Origin of the sequence: Burkholderia sp. Leaf177, from assembly GCF_001424345.1 — a bacterium.
Lineage (GTDB): Bacteria > Pseudomonadota > Gammaproteobacteria > Burkholderiales > Burkholderiaceae > Caballeronia.
On record NZ_LMPF01000026.1, the window covers coordinates 1 to 17,264 of the forward strand.

A 17,264-nucleotide genomic window follows, 5' to 3' on the forward strand; every position below is an offset into this window, starting at 1 on the left:
CGGCCCGTCGCGCAGGCCACGCAAATCGTTCTGCAACCCGCGCAGGCGAGTCTGAACGATGCTTGGCGCCAGACCATCGTCGCGACCTGGAACAAGTCGTTCGCGGGGCGCTATCCGTTTGATAACACCGATAACGATGCATCGATTCCCGAGCTCGCGCGGTTCCTGCGACCACAAGGCGGAATGATTTCGACGTTCCTGAACACGCAGCTTGCAGGCGTCCTGGAGTTGCAGGGCGATCAATGGGTAGAGGTGAACACGCGAGGCGGCGCGCTGCAATTCGATCCATCGTTCATCAAAGCGGTGAACACGCTGCAGCGCATTGCGGGCCACTTGATGGCGCAAGGTGAGCCGCAATATCGGTTCGATTTCAAGCCTGTGCCGACACCCGGCATCACGGACACGCTGCTCACCATCGACACGCAAAAGCTTCACTACTACAACCAGCGTGAAACGTGGCACGGGTTGATGTGGCCNCGTGCCGACACCCGGCATCACGGACACGCTGCTCACCATCGACACGCAAAAGCTTCACTACTACAACCAGCGTGAAACGTGGCACGGGTTGATGTGGCCATCGAACGATCCGCAAGTGGCGGGTACGCGATTGCAATGGCAAACCGAGACGGCGGGAACGAGCAAGAACTTCGAGTTCGGCGGACGCTGGGCGCTTGTGCGCATGCTCGAACGTGCGAAGGTTGAACCTATCGATAGCGCCACGTTTCAGCTGACCTGGCAGGCAGCACCGGATACGCGGCGAAGTGTACAAGTAGTTGCGATGCCAACAACTTCAGTCATCGCGAAAGCACCTTCGCACTCGAGCGCACGCAACGCAGACGACTGGACCAGCGCGACCCGCGACCTCACAGCAACAGCACCACAACAAATCCCGGCGCTCGACAGCCTCATCACGCAACAACCGCTTACGGCGCCGCCCGCGAACGTGAGTTATCCGCTGAGCTATTTGATGCGCACGGACGTTGGCAAAGGTCCGCTCGAACTGCTCGCGCTAAAAGGTTTTGTGCTGCCGAATCGCATGTTCATCGATAAGCCGCGCACAACGAACACGGACCGAAGCCCGAACCCACCGCCATTGCCAAAAGCCGCCGTAGAAGCGGCGAAACACGCCGTCACGCCGTTGCCGGACCAAACGTAAAACGAGTACATGACATGATCAACTTCTCCAAGCTCCTTAACGCGCTGTTCGGCACGCGCGCGCCATCCGACCTCGCACGATCCGCACAAGCAAAGTGGGACGCGTGGCTTCAACCGATCGTCGAGTTGCATCCAGGCGATGTCGCCACACTCGCCGCGCAAGTGGGCGAAGACCCGGGCTACGACGACGGTTTTCTCGCTATCAAGGAGCAGGTCGCAAAGCTCTCGGATATCGATGACACGCTTATCGTCGATACCGCCGAACGTTTGCTCAAGCACACGGCCAAGGACGTACGCGTCGCGGTCTATTACCTCTACGGCCGCATGCGCCGCGATGGCGCGGAAGGCGTTGCAGCGGGCTTCGAGTTGCTCTCGGCCATGATCGATCGTTTCGGCACGGACCTATTGCCTGCGCGGGTGGAAACGCGCAAAGCCGCGCTCGAATGGCTCGCGGGATCGACGTTCGCCGACCGGCTCGATCGTGTGCAAGGGTTGACCGGCGACGTGCTCGAACGCGCGCTTTCCGCCGTTGCATTGATCACCGAGGACACCGCGAAATGGCCTGAGAACGCACGTCCACAACTGAGCGCGTTGTATCGGCGATTCGAAGGCCGCGTGGAGTCGCCCAAGGCAACCGATCATCCCGCGCTGATGGCGTCGGCACCGGTCAATCCGGGCAAAGCGGTTGCGTCCGTGCATGCGCCAAGCAACGTTTCGTCGAGCCGCGATTTACTCGATCGTGCGCGCGAGATGGCGTTGTTCCTGCGCGAGCAGCCGCAAGGTTATTTTGCGGCGTACCGTTTGATGCGCTGCATCCGATGGGACACGCTGACCGAAGTTCCGCCGTGCGATCCGGATAGCCGCACGCGGCTCGTGCCGCCGCGCGCGGAACTTCGCGTCCAGCTCAAGCGTGTCCTCGCACAAAAACAGTGGCTCGAACTGCTCGACAAGGTAGAACTCGCCTTCGCCGAAGGTGCGAATCATTTCTGGCTCGACCTTCAGTATTACGCGTTCGTCGCCCAGGAGCAGGCGGGTGGCGACTATGTGCCGGTGCGCGATGTAGCCGCAACCGATTGCGCTTTGATGCTCGAACGTCTTCCGGGTTTTCACCTGCTTTCTTTCTCCGATGGCACGCCTTTCGCCAACGACACCACGCTCGAATGGATCGCGCGGCATGCAAGCGCGCGTGACTCGACTCGCAACGAAACGTCGAGCACGGTTGCCGCACAATCGGCGAACATCGACTGGGTTGAAACGGAATCCAAGGCGCTGGAACTCGCCACGCAACAAGGACTCGATACCGCATTCCACTGGCTGCAAAGTCTCCCCGCGCAAGACGGCGAACGCGACCGTTTTGTGCGGCAGATGGTGATGGCGCGCATTGCCGAGCGCGCAGATCGTCCGGACACGGCGATGCATCTGCTCACCACGCTCGATACCTCCACGCATCGCTTCAAGCTGCCCGCATGGGAACCGTCGCTCGCCTTCGAAGCCAAGCAACATTTGATGCGCTTGCTCAAGGTGCGCATGAACCGCAAGGACGCCGACAAGGCGACGCTTGCACAACGCATTGAGACGCTCATTGGCGAACTGACGGCAATCGATGCCGCGCGCGCCGTCGCACTGGATTCAGCGAACAAGACATCGTGACTAAAGCCGTACACCCCTCCAAAGACAACGAAGTCTTGCGCTACTACGAAGCCGAAATGCGCTACCTGCGCGACGCGGGCAAGGAATTCGCGCAAGCGTTTCCCGAGCGTGCGCGCATGCTCAATATCGATCGCGTAGGCGAACGCGATCCACACGTTGAACGCTTGTTCGAAGGCTTCGCGTTCCTCGTTGGCCGCTTGCGCCAGAAGCTCGACGACGAGTTACCCGAGCTCACCGAAGGCCTCGTCAGTATGTTGTGGCCGCATTATCTTCGGATGATTCCATCGCTTTCGATACTCGAAGTTACGCCCACGCATGGATCGTTGCAAAGTCATGAGGTGCTCGCGGCCGGCCTCGAAGTGCTCGCCGATCCGATTGCTGTCGGCGAGCAGCGCGTGGAGTGCGTTTACCGCACGACGCAACCCGTCGATTTGTATCCGCTCAAGCTGATCGAAGCGAATAGCTACGCGCGCGAGGACGGCCGCTCGGTGATCAAGCTTCGCCTGGAATTGCAGCCGCAGATTCCGCGCGCGCAAATGCAGGTTCCACGGTTGCGCGTATATCTCAACGCAGACCGGCCTGTTGCGCTCGCGCTTTACACGGCGCTCACCGCTGCGCCGCTCGCCGTGCACGTTCGCGTGCCTGGGTATCCGGTCGACCGCCCGGGCTTGCCCCAAAGCATGCACGGCTTGCACATCGAACCTGCAGGTTTTAGAACGGACGAACGTCTGTGGCCGAAAGCCGATAACGCATTCGGCGGCTATCAACTGCTGCTCGAATATTTCACGTTCCCCGAGAAGTTCATGTTCGTGGATCTCGTGGGCCTCGACATGCAATTGATTCCCCAGAGCGCGCCGTATTTCGATGTCGAGATCGTTCTCGCGCAGCCGTATCCCGACGACATGCGTTTCACCGCCGACAACGTGCGGCTCTTTTGCACGCCGATCATTAATCTCTTCAAGATTCAGGCCGATCCGCTTATCGTCTCGCACTTCGAAACCGAGTATCGGGTGCACGCGGTCAAGCAGAGCGGAGATTTTGTCGAAGCGTATTCGGTCGACGAAGTCGTCGGCTTCGAAACCTCGAACGGCTCGCGTTTCGAGTACGCGCCGTTTGCATCGTTTCGACATAGGGGCGGCATGTTGCGCCATGAAATGCCCGAGCGTTATTTTCATACTCGCTCGCGACGCGGGCCGTCCGGACGCTTCGACACATGGGTGGTGCTGGGCGGTCACGCGTGGGAAAGCGAGACTGCGTTGCAGGACGAGACGCTGTCGCTTTCGGTGACGGGCACGAACGGCATGCTGCCGCGCAAGGGCTTGAGGGAGGCCAGCATCCATCGCACGAGCAGTGGTTTTACGAACGTGACATCGGTGAGGAATCTGACGGCGCCCACGTTGCCGGTTTATCCGCCAACGGGCGACCGTTTTCATTGGCGCGTGCTCTCGCATCTCGCGCCGAACTATCTCTCGTTACTCGATGCCGAGATCCTGCGCGGCTCGCTCGCGCTCTACGACTGGACCGATGGCGAACTGAATCGCCGTCGCATTGAAGCGATCACCGATGTGAAACATCGGCCGCTGCAAAAGCTCGTCAAAGGCGGTTTGCTGCGCGGCGTGGAAATTGAAGTCACGCTGCAAAGCGACAAGTTCGCCGGCGACGGCGACCTCGCGTTGTTCGGCGAAATGCTCAATCGTTTTCTCGCGCTCTACGCAACCGTGAACCTGTACACGCGACTCGTGATCGTCTCGTTGCCAACGGGGCGCCGCATCACGTTCGCCGATTGCAAAGGCGAAGGAGCGCCGTTTTGAACGCGCCGCTTTCTGCCTTGGTATCTGCGTTGTCACCCGCGCTGTTACCTGCGTTGCTGCAAAACGCCACGCAGATGAACTTCATGCGATTTTGCGAGTTACTCGAACTCGCCGCGCCCGAGGAAGCACCGCTTGGCACCACGGATTCGCCATCGAACGATCTGGTGCGCTTTCGTTCGCGTCGACGCCTGGGCTTTCCGGGCAAGGAGATCGATGCAGTTGAATACGACTACGACGATGCATCGAAACCCGCATCCGTGCGCACGACGTTCCTCGGGCTTTATGGTGTGGACGCGCGCATGCCATCGTATTTCATCGATGAAATCGCGCAGAACCGCGACGGCGCCGAGCCGCTGTCGGCGTTCCTCGACATGTTTCATCATCGGATCGCAACGCAGTTTTACAGAGCATGGCGGAAGTATCGATTTCCCGCTGGCTTTAAAAAAGGCGGCACGGACGATGTCTCGCGCTGCCTCGTCAGCCTCGTGGGATTGGGAATCGGGCATTCAGAAATTGAGCAGACGGTCGGCACGCGCAAGCTGCTTTCAATGCTGGGCTTGGCGAGCCAGCGCACGCGTACCGCAGAAGGGCTTGCGGGCGTGCTGCAACATGCCGTGCCCGATGCAAACATCGCCGTTACCGAATTCCATCCTGTCTGGATTCAACTCAACGACTTCGAACCGACGGCTTTAGGCGAAAACTGCGTACTCGGACGCGGATTTTACGACCGCGGCAACTGCGTGCGCGTGGTCATCACGCCTGCAACACGCGAGTCGGTGTTGGGCCTTACGCCGGGTCGCCAACTCCATAGCGAGATCATGGCGCTGCTGCGCTTTTATCTTGGATACGAGGCGAATGCACAACTGGAAATGCACGTCTTGCCGGAGCTGATGCCACGTGCGGATATTGCTTCAGCGCAGGTTCGTCTTGGGTACACAAGTCAATTTCAGCAAGTCGAGCGCCCTTTCAAAACGGGCGCAATCACGCGCGTGCAGCTTGGCACGTGGACCGGTCAGAGCAATACAACGGAACGACGCATATGATTAATAGAACGATGCACCGCGCAGTCCTTTTCGCCGCGGTCTGCACTACATTGGCTTTAGGCGCTTGCGGCGTGGCGCAATCGGTGAAAACCGGCACCGTGGACGCAGCGAAATGGGCATTCACAACTCAGATCAAGACCATGAACCTCGACCTCGTGAGCCGGTCGTCGATCAACACAAGCGGCGCGGGACAATCGTTATCGACGGTGGTTCGCGTATATCAATTGAAGACGCCACAGGCGTTCGAGCAACTCGACTACGCGCGGTTGGAAAGCAATGATCTGGATGCCTTGAAGCCCGATCTGTTGAGCGCAACGGATGTCGTGCTTAGACCTAACGCGAATGCCAGCATCAGCGAGCCGATGAATGACGACGCGCAGTTCGTTGCGATCGTTGCGTTCTTTAGAGAAGACAGTCAGCGTGAAACATGGCGGATCGTGTTGCCACGCAAGCAGTGGAAACAGGGCGATCCGGTTCGCATCGAGGTGAGGGATAGTTCGATGACGCTTATTGGCAAGGGATCGCAAGCGGTCACGCAACAGCCAACGGTACGCAGTACGCCTCGACAAACGGCCGATCCTCAGCCCCGTAAAACGGTTTCAACGACGCAAGGCGCGGTATCGAGACCAACAGCAAAGCTCGTCTCTTCACGTGACGACTGGGCGCGACCGGCCGACTGACATCTGGTCGCGCTCAACACGAATCAGAAATAATGGCAGACGTAATCCAGCGTCTCAACCACTTCGATATCGAAACTCGTATTCGCCGGCACCGAGATCGATTCACCGGGGCCGTACTCGCGCCATTGTTCTTCGCCGGGGTTTCGCACGCGACAGCGGCCCGCGTTGACATCGATTTTTTCTGCCGCTTGTGTCGAAAATGTCAGCGACGCAGGAAAGATAACGCCGAGCGTCTTGCGGGTTCCGTCGCTGAGAAGGACCGTATGCGAAACGCATTTTCCATCGAAGTAGATGTTCGCGCGCTTGATGATCGAGGCGTTATCGAATTGCGTGTTGTTGGTGTCGGTGTTGGTCGTGTCCGATGTCATGCGTAAGAGTCCCTGATGCGGTTGAGTATTGGCGGCATTTTAATATGATCATGGAGTTTATACGGGAAAACTCGTCGTAGATAAAATCTCCTTGAGCACCATGAAACTGCGCACTTGCCGCACGCCCGGCAAATAAAGCAATTGCTCGGCATGGAGCTTGTTGAAGCTCTCGCTGTCGCGTGTGCGGATCAGCATGAAGTAATCGAACTCACCCGTCACAACGTGGCATTCCATGCAGCCGGACACTTTTTGCGCGGCTTTTTCGAAAGCCGCGAAGGACTCGGGCGTCGATCGATCCAGCACCACCCCAATCATCACCAGCATTCCAGCGTTCAATTTCTTAGGCGCCAGCAACGCGACAATTCCGCTAATAAACCCCGCCTGCTTTAACCGTTCCACTCGACGCAAGCAGGCCGGCGCGCTTAGATTCACCTTCGCGGCAAGCGCGACATTGGAGATGGAGGCATCGCGTTGCAACTGCCGAAGGATTGCGCGGTCGACGCGATCAATCTCATTGCCTGACAAGTCGGGCTTCTTGGCAGCGCTCCTTAAACTGGCACGAACTTTTGTTGCGTTCATTGTCGTTTATCCACACGTTAATTAAGCATATAGCCCGATTAAACCGCGCTAATAAAGATAAAGCATTTTTCTTTGCAACACTGATTGCCAGGAATTTTTCTACCATGTTCGTATCGACGCAAATGGTTGCGACGACTTGGCTGATCATCGGAGCGAGACATGAACCTGAAGAAATTTCCGCGGCATGCACTAACCTTCGGCCCTACGCCGATCCAGCCGCTCAAGCGTTTGTCGGAACATCTTGGCGGCAAAGTCGAGTTGTATGCCAAGCGTGAGGACTGCAATAGCGGCCTGGCATTTGGCGGCAATAAAACTCGCAAGCTCGAATATCTGATCCCCGAAGCAATCGCGCAAGGTTGCGATACGCTGGTGTCCATCGGCGGAATTCAGTCGAACCAGACGCGCCAGGTTGCCGCCGTCGCCGCGCATCTGGGCATGAAATGCGTGCTGGTGCAGGAGAACTGGGTCAACTATTCGGACGCGGTGTATGACCGTGTCGGAAATATCCAGATGTCGCGAATCATGGGCGCCGATGTGCGGCTCGCGGCGGACGGTTTCGATATCGGCTTTCGCAAGAGTTGGGAGGACGCGCTCGAAAGCGTCAGGCAGGCTGGCGGCAAACCTTACGCCATTCCGGCGGGCTGCTCGGACCATCCGCTCGGCGGCCTTGGATTCGTGGGCTTTGCAGAGGAAGTGCGGCAGCAGGAAGCGGAGCTGGGCTTCAAGTTCGATTACATCGTGGTGTGCTCGGTGACGGGCAGCACGCAAGCGGGCATGGTCGTCGGTTTTGCCGCCGATGGCCGCGCGGATCGCGTGATCGGCATCGATGCATCGGCCAAACCGGAAAAGACTCGCGAGCAGATCCACCGGATAGCGCGGCAAACAGCGGAGAAGGTCGAGCTAGGGCGGGACATCACGGCAAAGGATATCGTTCTGGACGAGCGTTACGGTGGCCCCGAATATGGTCTGCCGAATGAGGGTACGCTCGATGCAATCCGGCTCTGCGCAAAGCTGGAAGGCGTCCTGACCGATCCAGTCTACGAAGGCAAGTCCATGCACGGGATGATCGACCGGGTCAAGCGGGGCGAATTTCCGTCGGGATCGAAGGTGCTTTACGCGCATCTTGGCGGCGTGCCGGCGCTTAACGCCTATAGCTTCATTTTCCGGGAGGGTTGAGCGCCAAGGGAATAAGCTTGGCGTTCCATTCGTTTAATGATTGGCGCCTAGCCGCCGCTAAGTTCCTTACGAAGACTTGACGGCGGCTAAGCGTTTTATTTATCGATGGAATAGACCCGGGGCATGGAGTGTTGTGTCACAAGCAGCCAGGAGAAACCACTATCAAACGGGGATTCCATGTCCATTTTGTTCGATCGTTCCATGCCTGCAGCCGTGCTGTTTCTTTCAGCAATGACCACGTGTTCGGCCGTGTTTGACGCTTCGTCAATTGAACCACAACAAGCGGAACAGGTTATGTCGACGACGGCTTCAGGCGTGCAGGTCTATTCCTGCGAGTACGATGCGCAACATCATCTTGCGTGGATATTCCAGAGTCCACTCGCAACGCTCTACGATCCCAGTGGGCAAGCCGTGATCAGGCACGCGGCCGGACCGTCGTGGCAAGCAGATGATGGCAGTCGTATAGTCGGTCACGTGCTGGCGCAAACGCCCAGCGTCACGACTGAAAGTATTCCGCAGCTATTACTCGAAACGCATAGCGCCGGCGCAAACGGTACGCTGTCCAGCATTCGATATGTCCAGCGGATCAATACCGTTGGCGGCCTGATGCCGGCGGCTGCGTGTACATCGGAACACCAGACGGGCAGTTCTCCCTATCTCGCGAACTACGTCTTCTACAAGTAGCGTGCAAGGACAGCCATGATGCAATCCAGATTTTTATCGAACCTGCGCACCTTTCGGGCCGGACTGGTCGTGGCGGGATTGGTCTCGCTGTCCGCTTGCACTGCAATAAGCGTGGTCACGCATTCTGTATCGCCGAATGAAGCCAGCGTTCCGGCCGGGCGCTATAAGCTCGACGAACACCACTGGAATGTCAGCTTCGACGTAGACCACTTCAAGTATTCGCGCTTTGTCATGCGCTTCGATAAAGTCGATGCACAACTGAACTGGAACGCGGGTGGCATGGACCAAAGCACGGTTGAGGCGACTATCGATGCAAACAGTCTCGACACCAACGTCCCGATCCTCAACAAGATGATCAAGGGAACCGACGTGCTGAACGTGGACACGTACCCGACCATTCGTTTTGTCAGCACGCAGTTCAAACGCACGGGCGATCAAAAGGGCGAGTTGACCGGGGACCTGACCATACGCGGCACGACACGTCCGGTGACGCTTGCGGTTACGTTCAACGGGCACGCGAAAGATCCGCTGACAAAAAAGGAGACAATCGGTTTTTCCGCCGATAGTCATTTCAGCCGCGCTCAATTTGGTTTATCGACATGGTATCCCGCAGTGGGCGACGACGTGCATGTCGCGATTCAGGCTGAGTTCGATGCCGATGCGCCAGCGGCGTCTCAATGAGCTAAGCGAAGGATAAGAAAGCGCGCCCTGGATACGGCGCGCTTTTTTTAAGTCCTGATCGTTTAGTTATCCGATGGTTTTGTCACCACGTGCCAAAGTACTAAATACCTGCTTCCCTTCTCGCAGGAAACCCTTGTTTCATTCGGAAACATCTTCAATCGAATACGCGCCAAAACAATACGGAATAAACCGCGCTTCAAGATGTTTTGTTAGGTAAGAGGCGCATCAATCAGCGCTTTAACAAGTTACCTAACCGATCCGTTCTGAAGCACCGACATGACACCTGAATTCATCACGCACATCGAATGGACTGCCTGGCTCGAAGACATCTCGGCGGACTCTGCGTGCGGCGTGGATCTTGAATACGACACATCGTTCCGGCTGCTGGAGGACGCAGTCAACGGAAAGCCGGAAGCGGAATATGGCAAGACCGTTGTTGCAGCCGTGCCCGCCGACTGGACTGCGGCGAATGCGTTATGCATGGAACTGATGTCGCGTAGCCGCGACTTGAGAGTCGTCGCGTTCTTGTCGCGTGCGCGGCTCGCGATCGTTGGCATGCTGGGCCTCGCTGATGGACTCGCGCTTGCAAGCGGTCTCCTGGAACGTCATTGGGACGATGTACACCCGCAACTCGATGCCAGCGATGGCAACGATTCAACCGCACGTATCAATGCGCTCGCGGCGTTCGTAGATGCAACCGGCGTGCTTGGGGAGCTTCTCGATACCCCGTTGTTGCCGCAGCTTCCGTCGCAAACGTTGCCGGTCACGTTGCGTGAGTGGTTCTACGCGACTGGCGACATGATGCCGCCCGCTGCGCGCGCGGTCATGAGCCTTGCGGAAATCGAAGCGGCGACCGCGGCCGCAATCGATCGCGCTGTATCGCTCAAAGCCGCGTTCAGCGCCGCACTGAAGCATGCGGAGCGGATTGAAACCGTACTGGCGGAACACGTCGGCGTGGCGCAAGCGCTGGACCTGGTTGCATTGAAAACACCGCTTAGGCGAGGCGAGGCACTGCTTGGAGAGTGCTTGACGAAGCTGGGTATCGGTAAGTCGTCCGACCCTGATGCAGTCGATCCGTCTCAAGCAACGCCCGTAACAGGCACCTCGGCGGCGTCGGCAAACCAGCTCGCCACACGCGCCGACGTGATCGCCACGATCGACCGGCTTTGCGACTACTACGCGCGCCACGAACCCTCCAGTCCCGTGCCGCTGCTGTTGCACCGCGCACGAGGACTCGTCGACAAATCGTTCGTCGATTTACTGAAGGACCTTGCACCCGAAGGGCTGGCTCAACTGACCAGCGTAGTTGGAACAGCCGGCATGTCGGCACCCGAATAGCTCGTTCGATTCATTCACTGGAGAACAGGAAGATGGCTAAGGAAAGCAGTCAAAAATTCATTGCACGCAACCGTGCGCCGCGCGTGCAAATTGAATACGACGTCGAGATCTACGGCTCGGAGAAGAAGGTCAATTTGCCTTTTGTAATGGGTGTTTTATCGGATTTGTCAGGGACTCCTGAAGAATCGCTGCAGCCGGTGGCGGATCGAAAGTTCCTCGAAATCGACATCGACAACTTCGACGAACGCCTTCGTTCCATGAAGCCGCGCGTTGCCATGCAGGTCGAAAACACGCTGACGGGCAACGGCAAGATGGGTGTGGATATGACCTTCGAAAGCATGGACGACTTCTCGCCGGCGGCGATTGCCCGCAAGGTCGAGCCGCTTGCGAAATTGCTCGAGGCACGCAGCCAGTTGCAGAACCTGCTGACCTACATGGACGGCAAGACCGACGCGGAAAAGCTGGTCAGCAAGCTGCTGGAAGACCCGGCACTTCTCAGTGCGCTAGCGTCTGCGCCCAAGCCGCAAGAGTAATCTCGCGCGCCTGGATCTCAATCAATCAGTAAGCCACGAGGACCGATCATGGCAGATGCCAGCGACAACATGCAACAACAGACGATCAACCCACAAGAGACGCAGACAACCGAGGCGGACGCGTCCGGCGACTTTGGGCGCCTCTTGCAAAAGGCGTTCAAGCCGCGCACGGATAAAGCCAAGGAAGCAGTGGAAACCGCGGTCCGCACGCTCGCGGAACAAGTGCTGCAAGACACGCATCTCGTATCAGACGACGCGCTTGCGACTATCGAATCGCTGATTGCGAAGATCGATGAAAAGCTCAGCGCGCAAGTGAACGTGATCCTGCATACCGAGCAGTTTCAGCAACTCGAAAGCGCGTGGCGCGGTCTGCATTATCTGGTGACGAACACCGAAAGCGACGAGACGCTCAAGCTGCGCGTGCTGAACATATCGAAGAACGACTTGCATCGTTCGTTGCGCAAATACAAGGGCGTGGCGTGGGATCAGAGTCCGCTCTTTAAGAAGCTCTATGAAGAAGAGTACGGGCAGTTTGGTGGCGAGCCTTATGGTGCGCTAGTGGCAGATTATTACTTCGACAACAGCGGCCCCGACGTCGATTTCCTCACGCAGATGGGCAAGATATCGGCGGCGGCGCATGCACCGTTTATCGCGGGTGCCGACCCGGCGGTGATGTTGATGGACTCATGGCAGGAGCTCGCCAACCCGCGCGACCTGACCAAGATATTCCAGACGCCGGAGCACGCCGCATGGCGCTCGCTGCGCGACTCCGAAGATTCACGTTATATCGGCCTGGCCATGCCGCGGTTCCTCGCTCGCACGCCTTATGGCGCAAAGACGAGCCCGGTCGAAGAGTTCGACTTCGAGGAAGATACGGTCGGCGCGGATGCATCAAAATACGCTTGGGCAAATGCAGCCTACGCAATGGCTGTGAATATCAATCGTTCGTTCAAGACCTACGGATGGTGCTCGCGGATTCGCGGCATTGAGTCGGGTGGCGCGGTCGAGAATCTGCCGGTTCATGCATTCCCGACCGATGACGGCGGTGTCGACATGAAGTGCCCGACCGAAATCGCAATCAGCGATCGTCGTGAAGCTGAACTTGCCAAGAACGGTTTCATGCCGCTCGTGCACAAGAAGAACTCGGACTTTGCCGCGTTCATTGGTGCGCAATCTTTGAACAAGCCGGTCGAATACGAAGATCCGGATGCAACCGCTAACGCGAACCTCGCAGCGCGCTTGCCATATCTGTTTGCTTGCAGCCGCTTTGCGCACTACTTGAAATGCATCGCACGCGACAAGGTCGGCAGTTTCAAGGAGAAGGACGATATGCAGCGATGGCTGCAGGACTGGATTCTTCAGTACGTGGATGGCGATCCCGAGAACTCGTCGGAGTTGACCAAGGCGCGCCGTCCGCTTGCCGCTGCCGAGGTGGTCGTGGAAGAAGTGGAAGGTAATCCGGGCTACTACACCTCGAAGTTCTTCTTGCGTCCGCATTATCAACTCGAAGGTCTTACCGTTTCATTGCGCCTTGTCTCGAAGTTGCCGACAGCCAAGGCCGCGTAGCTTTATTTAGTCCCGGGCTCGACCCGAACGTTTGTTCAATCGCAATAACCTATTTAGGAACCCAAATCATGGCAGTCGATATTTTCTTGGATCTCGGTACCGTCAAGGGCGAATCGCTGGATTCGGTGCATAAGGATGAGATCGACATCCTCTCGTGGAGCTGGGGCATGAGCCAGTCCGGGACGATGCATCTGGGCACGGGCGGCGGCGGCGGCAAGGTTGCGGTCCAGGATCTGTCGGTCACCAAATACACCGACCGTTCTACGCCTTCCATCGTCACGGCATGCACGACCGGCAAGCATTATCCGACCGGCAAGCTGACGGTGCGCAAGGCTGGCGGAACGAAGCCGCTCGAGTACTACATCATCGAACTGGAAAAAGTACTGGTGACGAATTATTCGACGGGTGGTTCGGACGGCGAGGATCGTTTCACCGAAACGGTGACGCTCAACTTCGAAAAATTTCACGTGAGTTATCAGCAGCAGGATCCGACATCCGGCTCGGCGCTGGGTGGCGTGGTCGAAAGCAAGTGGAATATTCCTGCTAACGCGGAAGCGTGATCGTGACAAAGCCGCCGACGATCGCGCGCAACGCGGGACGCATCCAGCCTTCGCTGCTCGAACGCCTGACCGATCATGATCGCGATGCCACCCGCGAAGTGCGGGAGCAACGTGCGAGTTCGGCGCGTGCGCTGCGACAAAGCGTGATGCGCGATCTCGGCTGGCTTTTGAATGCGCAGGGAATATCCGCAGCGCAGGAGATCGGGCATTTTCCGCATGTCGCGAACTCGGTGCTGAATTTCGGCTTCTCCGATCTTGCCGGCAAGAGCGCGTCGAATGTGGACATCGTGCAGATCGAACGTCTGATGGCCGATACCATCCGCGCGTTCGAGCCGCGAATCATTCCCGGCACGTTGCGCGTGCGCGCGGTGCAGTCCGGCGTAACGACCGGTCAGCACAACGCGATTGCGTTCATCGTGGAAGGGGATCTGCATGCGCATCCCGTTCCCGAACGTCTTTATCTGCGGACCGAACTCGACCTCGAAGCAGGGAAAGTCAACGTGTCCGAACAACCCGGCGCGAATTAAAAATCCCCGTTGTCACCGACCCGAACCCCGACCATGAATCCAAAACTGATCGAGTATTACAGCCAGGAGCTTCAGCACGTCCGCGAGATGGGCGGGGAATTCGCGAAGGAATTCCCGAAGGTCGCGGGACGACTCGGGCTTGAAAGTTTCGAATGCGCCGATCCGTACGTTGAGCGCTTGCTGGAAGGTTTTAGCTTTCTCTCGGCGCGCGTGCAGATGAAGATCGACGCCGAGTTTCCACGCTTCACGCAGCATCTCGCAGAGCTGGTCTACCCGCATTATCTTGCGCCCACGCCGGCAATGACGATCGTGGAAGTGCAGCCCGACATGACACATCCGTCGCTCGCCGATGGCGTGCAGGTTCCCCGCGGAACGGCCTTGCATGGAAGGCTGGACGGTGAAAGTTCCACGCGTTGTGAATTCCGCACGGCGCATGCAATGACGATGTGGCCCATCGAATTGTTGGAAGCGCGTTTGTTCACGCATACAGGCTCCCTCGCGGGTGTGGACGTTGCTTTGCCGCGCGGCGTGAAAGCGGGATTGCGCCTGCGCTTGCGCGCGCTGAACAACAAAAAATTCAGCGATATTTCGCTCGATAATCTGCCGCTTTATTTGCGCGGCGGAGAGGGTTTGCCAGCGCGTTTATATGAGTTGTTGCTCGGCTCGACGCTTGGTGTAGTCGTTGAAGGCAAGCTGTTGCCGGCTTCGTCTATCCGACCGATCGGCTTCTCCGACGACGAAGCCTTGCTTCCAGTGAGCGGTCAGTCGTTTCCCGGATATCGCTTGCTGCAAGAGTATTTCGCGTTTTCTCAGCGCTTCATGTTCGTTTCCATCGATGGACTCAAACCAAGCATGGCCCGTTGCGACCGCGACGAAATCGATTTGATCATCTTGCTCTCGCGAGCGGATCAGACGCTCGAACAACTTGTCGATGGATCTCACTTTGCGCTTCACTGCACACCGTGTATCAACCTGTTTCCTCGGCGCACCGACCGCATTGCTGTAACCGGCGAACAGTTCGAGCATCACGTGGTGGTGGATCGCACGCGGCCGATGGACTTCGAGGTCTATCAGATCCAGGGCGTGACCGGATATCGCGCGGGCGGCGGCGCCGAGTTGCCGTTCCAGCCGTTTTATCGCGCGCGCGACATGGGTGTTCCCGACTCGGGCGATGGTGCGTTTTATCAAATACGCCGCGAGAAACGCCTGCCTTCATCGCGCCAAAACGAACGCGGCATGCGCTCGAATTACCTCGGCAGCGAGACGTTCATCGCTTTAGTCGATACAACCGACGCGCCATATCCGGGCGAACTTCATCAGCTTGGATTAAACGTGCTGTGCACGAATCGCGACCTGACGCTGACCATGCCGCTCGGCGATTCAGCGACCGATTTCACCGTCGATCTGGAAGTGCCCGTGCTCAGCGCGCGTTGCATTGGCGGTCCGAGCAGGCCGTTGCCGTCGTACGCGGAGGGTCCGGTTGCCTGGCGCTTGCTGAGTCATTTGTCGCTGAATTATGCGTCGCTTGTGGATAGCGATGACGGCCAAGGCGCGCAGGCCATGCGTGATCTGCTCGGCCTCTACGCGCCCGCTGGCGACGGCGCGGCGGCGCTTCAGATCGATGGCCTTCGTTCTATCAATACCCACGCGGTCACGCGACGTTTGCCATCGCGTGGACCAATCGTGTTTGGGCGGGGCCTCGAGATCAACCTGCTTATCGATGAAACCGGCTTCGAGGGTGCAAGCGCGTTTCTATTCGGCGCGGTGCTCGCGCGCTTCTTTACGCAATACGTGTCGCTGAACTCGTTCACGGAGACCGTTGTCACGAGCACGACGCGTGGCGAAATCATGCGCTGGGCGCCGGGGAGCGGATCATGCAAAACGCTGTGACGATCCTCGATCGCCTCTCTGACGGCGCAAAGAGCTTCGACTTTTTCCAGGCCGTGCGCTTGCTCGAATGCGCCTATCCGGGCTTGCCGCGCGTGGGTTCATCGCTTCGTCCGCGCGACGACGCCGTGCGCTTCGGTCAGGAACCCGACCTCATTTTCTTCCCGACCACGCTGCGCAATTTCAGCGTGAACGGCGACGGTGAAAAGGCGCCGAAACTCACCGTGAATTTCTTCGGCTTACTCGGGCCGAATGGTCCGATGCCGACGCACTTGACCGAATATATTCGCGATAGAACGCGCAATGCAAACGATCCGACCTTCGCGCGCTTTCTCGATGTGTTCCATCACCGTATGACATCGCTGTTTTATCGATCATGGTCGGTGGCGCAGCCCACAGTCAGCCTGGACCGCAACAACGGTGATCGTTTTTCCGCGTATGTAGGCAGCACGTTCGGACTCGGCGAACCGGCGCTGCGCAATCGCGACAGCATTCCGGATTTCGCGAAGCTTCACTTCGCCGGCGTGCTCAGCGGTCCGACTCGTCATGCCGCGGGTTTGCGTCTGGTGTTGATGCGTTTCTTTAACGTACCGGTCGAATTGAAGCAAAACGTCGGTCATTGGATCGACTTGCCGGCGCGTTCGCTGAGCCGTCTCGGTGCCGCCGATGAAAGCGGTCGCCTCGGTATTGGAACCATGCTCGGCGCTCGCGCGTGGGACCGGCAGCACAAGTTTCGCGTTGTCCTCGGTCCGCTTTCGATGGTCGACTATCAGCGCTTCCTGCCTGGCGGTGCGAGCCTCGCGCGTCTCGCCGACTGGATCCGCAACTACGTGCGCGATCCGCTCGAATGGGACCTGAATCTGCAATTGCGGCGCACCGACGTGCCGCGTCTCGCGCTCGGATCGAAACAACGACTCGGCTACACGACGTGGTTATTAGCGCGTCCTGCATCGTCCGATGCAACGCAACTCCTACTCAAACCGCTCGGCCCCGACGGCCGCGTCAAGACTCTCGCACAGGATTAAC

16 protein-coding genes and 2 pseudogenes are annotated in these 17,264 nt (G+C 58.2%); 16 read left to right on the forward strand and 2 right to left on the reverse strand.

The genetic code is table 11. From position 1 onward, the window contains the following. From ASG35_RS32380 to tssJ, 6 genes and pseudogenes are all read left to right on the forward strand, one after another. Positions 1–476: pseudogene (locus tag ASG35_RS32380) on the forward strand (ImcF-related family protein); the annotation flags it as partial. A 1-nt stretch (position 477) separates the two neighbouring features. Continuing rightward, positions 478–1,156 (forward strand): annotated as a pseudogene (locus ASG35_RS32385) (type VI secretion IcmF C-terminal domain-containing protein); the annotation flags it as partial. A gap of 14 nt (positions 1,157–1,170) precedes the next feature. After that, the gene (gene tssA, locus ASG35_RS29155) at positions 1,171–2,805 is read left to right on the forward strand and encodes a type VI secretion system protein TssA (RefSeq protein WP_056366197.1); all 1,635 of its coding nucleotides are present in this window, start codon (positions 1,171–1,173) and stop codon (positions 2,803–2,805) included. Next, entirely contained in the window at positions 2,802–4,616 is a 1,815-nt protein-coding gene (gene tssF, locus ASG35_RS29160) for a type VI secretion system baseplate subunit TssF (protein WP_268761145.1), read from the forward strand. The genes tssA (ASG35_RS29155) and tssF (ASG35_RS29160) overlap by 4 nt, the downstream gene beginning before the upstream one ends. A 74-nt stretch (positions 4,617–4,690) precedes the next feature. Continuing rightward, the gene (tssG, locus tag ASG35_RS29165) at positions 4,691–5,659 is read left to right on the forward strand and encodes a type VI secretion system baseplate subunit TssG (protein ID WP_056366924.1); all 969 of its coding nucleotides are present in this window, start codon (positions 4,691–4,693) and stop codon (positions 5,657–5,659) included. Next, complete coding sequence (gene tssJ, locus ASG35_RS29170; protein ID WP_056366200.1) at positions 5,656–6,339, forward strand: type VI secretion system lipoprotein TssJ; 684 nt, start codon at positions 5,656–5,658, stop codon at positions 6,337–6,339. The genes tssG (ASG35_RS29165) and tssJ overlap by 4 nt, the downstream gene beginning before the upstream one ends. A 23-nt stretch (positions 6,340–6,362) precedes the next feature. Here tssJ and ppnP read toward each other — a convergent pair whose 3' ends face one another. Continuing rightward, a complete protein-coding gene (gene ppnP, locus ASG35_RS29175; RefSeq protein WP_056366203.1) occupies positions 6,363–6,707 on the reverse strand; it encodes a pyrimidine/purine nucleoside phosphorylase in 345 nt (114 codons plus the stop codon). A gap of 57 nt (positions 6,708–6,764) precedes the next feature. Further along, on the reverse strand, positions 6,765–7,286 hold the full coding sequence (locus tag ASG35_RS29180; protein ID WP_056366206.1) for an Lrp/AsnC family transcriptional regulator: 522 nt from the start codon (positions 7,284–7,286) through the stop codon (positions 6,765–6,767). Positions 7,287–7,445: 159 nt separating this feature from the next. Between ASG35_RS29180 and ASG35_RS29185 the strand changes: the two genes are divergently transcribed. From ASG35_RS29185 to tssG (ASG35_RS29230), 10 genes are all read left to right on the forward strand, one after another. After that, complete coding sequence (locus tag ASG35_RS29185; protein WP_056366210.1) at positions 7,446–8,462, forward strand: 1-aminocyclopropane-1-carboxylate deaminase; 1,017 nt, start codon at positions 7,446–7,448, stop codon at positions 8,460–8,462. Positions 8,463–8,663: 201 nt separating this feature from the next. After that, positions 8,664–9,146 (forward strand): DUF3455 domain-containing protein, encoded by a 483-nt coding sequence (locus tag ASG35_RS29190; RefSeq protein ID WP_056366925.1) that lies wholly within the window; start codon positions 8,664–8,666, stop codon positions 9,144–9,146. A gap of 18 nt (positions 9,147–9,164) precedes the next feature. Then, complete coding sequence (locus ASG35_RS29195) at positions 9,165–9,827, forward strand: YceI family protein (protein WP_056366927.1); 663 nt, start codon at positions 9,165–9,167, stop codon at positions 9,825–9,827. 276 nt (positions 9,828–10,103) lie between these two features. After that, entirely contained in the window at positions 10,104–11,165 is a 1,062-nt protein-coding gene (tssA, locus tag ASG35_RS29200; protein ID WP_056366213.1) for a type VI secretion system protein TssA, read from the forward strand. Between the two features lie 32 nt (positions 11,166–11,197). Then, positions 11,198–11,698: a type VI secretion system contractile sheath small subunit gene (tssB, locus tag ASG35_RS29205; RefSeq protein WP_056366216.1), complete on the forward strand. Its 501-nt coding sequence runs from the start codon at positions 11,198–11,200 to the stop codon at positions 11,696–11,698. Positions 11,699–11,767: 69 nt separating this feature from the next. Next, entirely contained in the window at positions 11,768–13,264 is a 1,497-nt protein-coding gene (gene tssC, locus ASG35_RS29210) for a type VI secretion system contractile sheath large subunit (protein WP_056366929.1), read from the forward strand. A 68-nt stretch (positions 13,265–13,332) separates the two neighbouring features. Next, positions 13,333–13,824: an Hcp family type VI secretion system effector gene (locus ASG35_RS29215; RefSeq protein ID WP_056366219.1), complete on the forward strand. Its 492-nt coding sequence runs from the start codon at positions 13,333–13,335 to the stop codon at positions 13,822–13,824. Between the two features lie 2 nt (positions 13,825–13,826). Further along, positions 13,827–14,351, forward strand: coding sequence for a type VI secretion system baseplate subunit TssE (gene tssE, locus ASG35_RS29220; RefSeq protein ID WP_082508697.1), 525 nt, complete (start codon positions 13,827–13,829; stop codon positions 14,349–14,351). A gap of 33 nt (positions 14,352–14,384) precedes the next feature. Continuing rightward, entirely contained in the window at positions 14,385–16,241 is a 1,857-nt protein-coding gene (tssF, locus tag ASG35_RS29225; RefSeq protein ID WP_056366224.1) for a type VI secretion system baseplate subunit TssF, read from the forward strand. Next, entirely contained in the window at positions 16,226–17,263 is a 1,038-nt protein-coding gene (gene tssG, locus ASG35_RS29230) for a type VI secretion system baseplate subunit TssG (protein ID WP_056366226.1), read from the forward strand. Before tssF (ASG35_RS29225) ends, tssG (ASG35_RS29230) begins: the two co-directional genes overlap by 16 nt. The last annotated feature ends 1 nt before the right edge of the window (position 17,264 follow it).

Excerpts from the sequence above, each read along its gene's own strand:
- tssA (WP_056366197.1), top strand. The coding sequence starts at position 1,171 with ATGATCAACTTCTCCAAGCTCCTTAACGCGCTGTTCGGCACGCGCGCG.
- tssG (WP_056366924.1), top strand. The coding sequence starts at position 4,691 with ATGAACTTCATGCGATTTTGCGAGTTACTCGAACTCGCCGCGCCCGAG.
- tssJ (WP_056366200.1), top strand. The coding sequence starts at position 5,656 with ATGATTAATAGAACGATGCACCGCGCAGTCCTTTTCGCCGCGGTCTGC.
- ppnP (WP_056366203.1), bottom strand. The coding sequence starts at position 6,707 with ATGACATCGGACACGACCAACACCGACACCAACAACACGCAATTCGAT.
- ASG35_RS29180 (WP_056366206.1), bottom strand. The coding sequence starts at position 7,286 with ATGAACGCAACAAAAGTTCGTGCCAGTTTAAGGAGCGCTGCCAAGAAG.
- ASG35_RS29185 (WP_056366210.1), top strand. The coding sequence starts at position 7,446 with ATGAACCTGAAGAAATTTCCGCGGCATGCACTAACCTTCGGCCCTACG.
- ASG35_RS29190 (WP_056366925.1), top strand. The coding sequence starts at position 8,664 with ATGCCTGCAGCCGTGCTGTTTCTTTCAGCAATGACCACGTGTTCGGCC.
- ASG35_RS29195 (WP_056366927.1), top strand. The coding sequence starts at position 9,165 with ATGCAATCCAGATTTTTATCGAACCTGCGCACCTTTCGGGCCGGACTG.
- tssA (WP_056366213.1), top strand. The coding sequence starts at position 10,104 with ATGACACCTGAATTCATCACGCACATCGAATGGACTGCCTGGCTCGAA.
- tssB (WP_056366216.1), top strand. The coding sequence starts at position 11,198 with ATGGCTAAGGAAAGCAGTCAAAAATTCATTGCACGCAACCGTGCGCCG.
- tssC (WP_056366929.1), top strand. The coding sequence starts at position 11,768 with ATGCAACAACAGACGATCAACCCACAAGAGACGCAGACAACCGAGGCG.
- ASG35_RS29215 (WP_056366219.1), top strand. The coding sequence starts at position 13,333 with ATGGCAGTCGATATTTTCTTGGATCTCGGTACCGTCAAGGGCGAATCG.
- tssF (WP_056366224.1), top strand. The coding sequence starts at position 14,385 with ATGAATCCAAAACTGATCGAGTATTACAGCCAGGAGCTTCAGCACGTC.
- tssG (WP_056366226.1), top strand. The coding sequence starts at position 16,226 with ATGCAAAACGCTGTGACGATCCTCGATCGCCTCTCTGACGGCGCAAAG.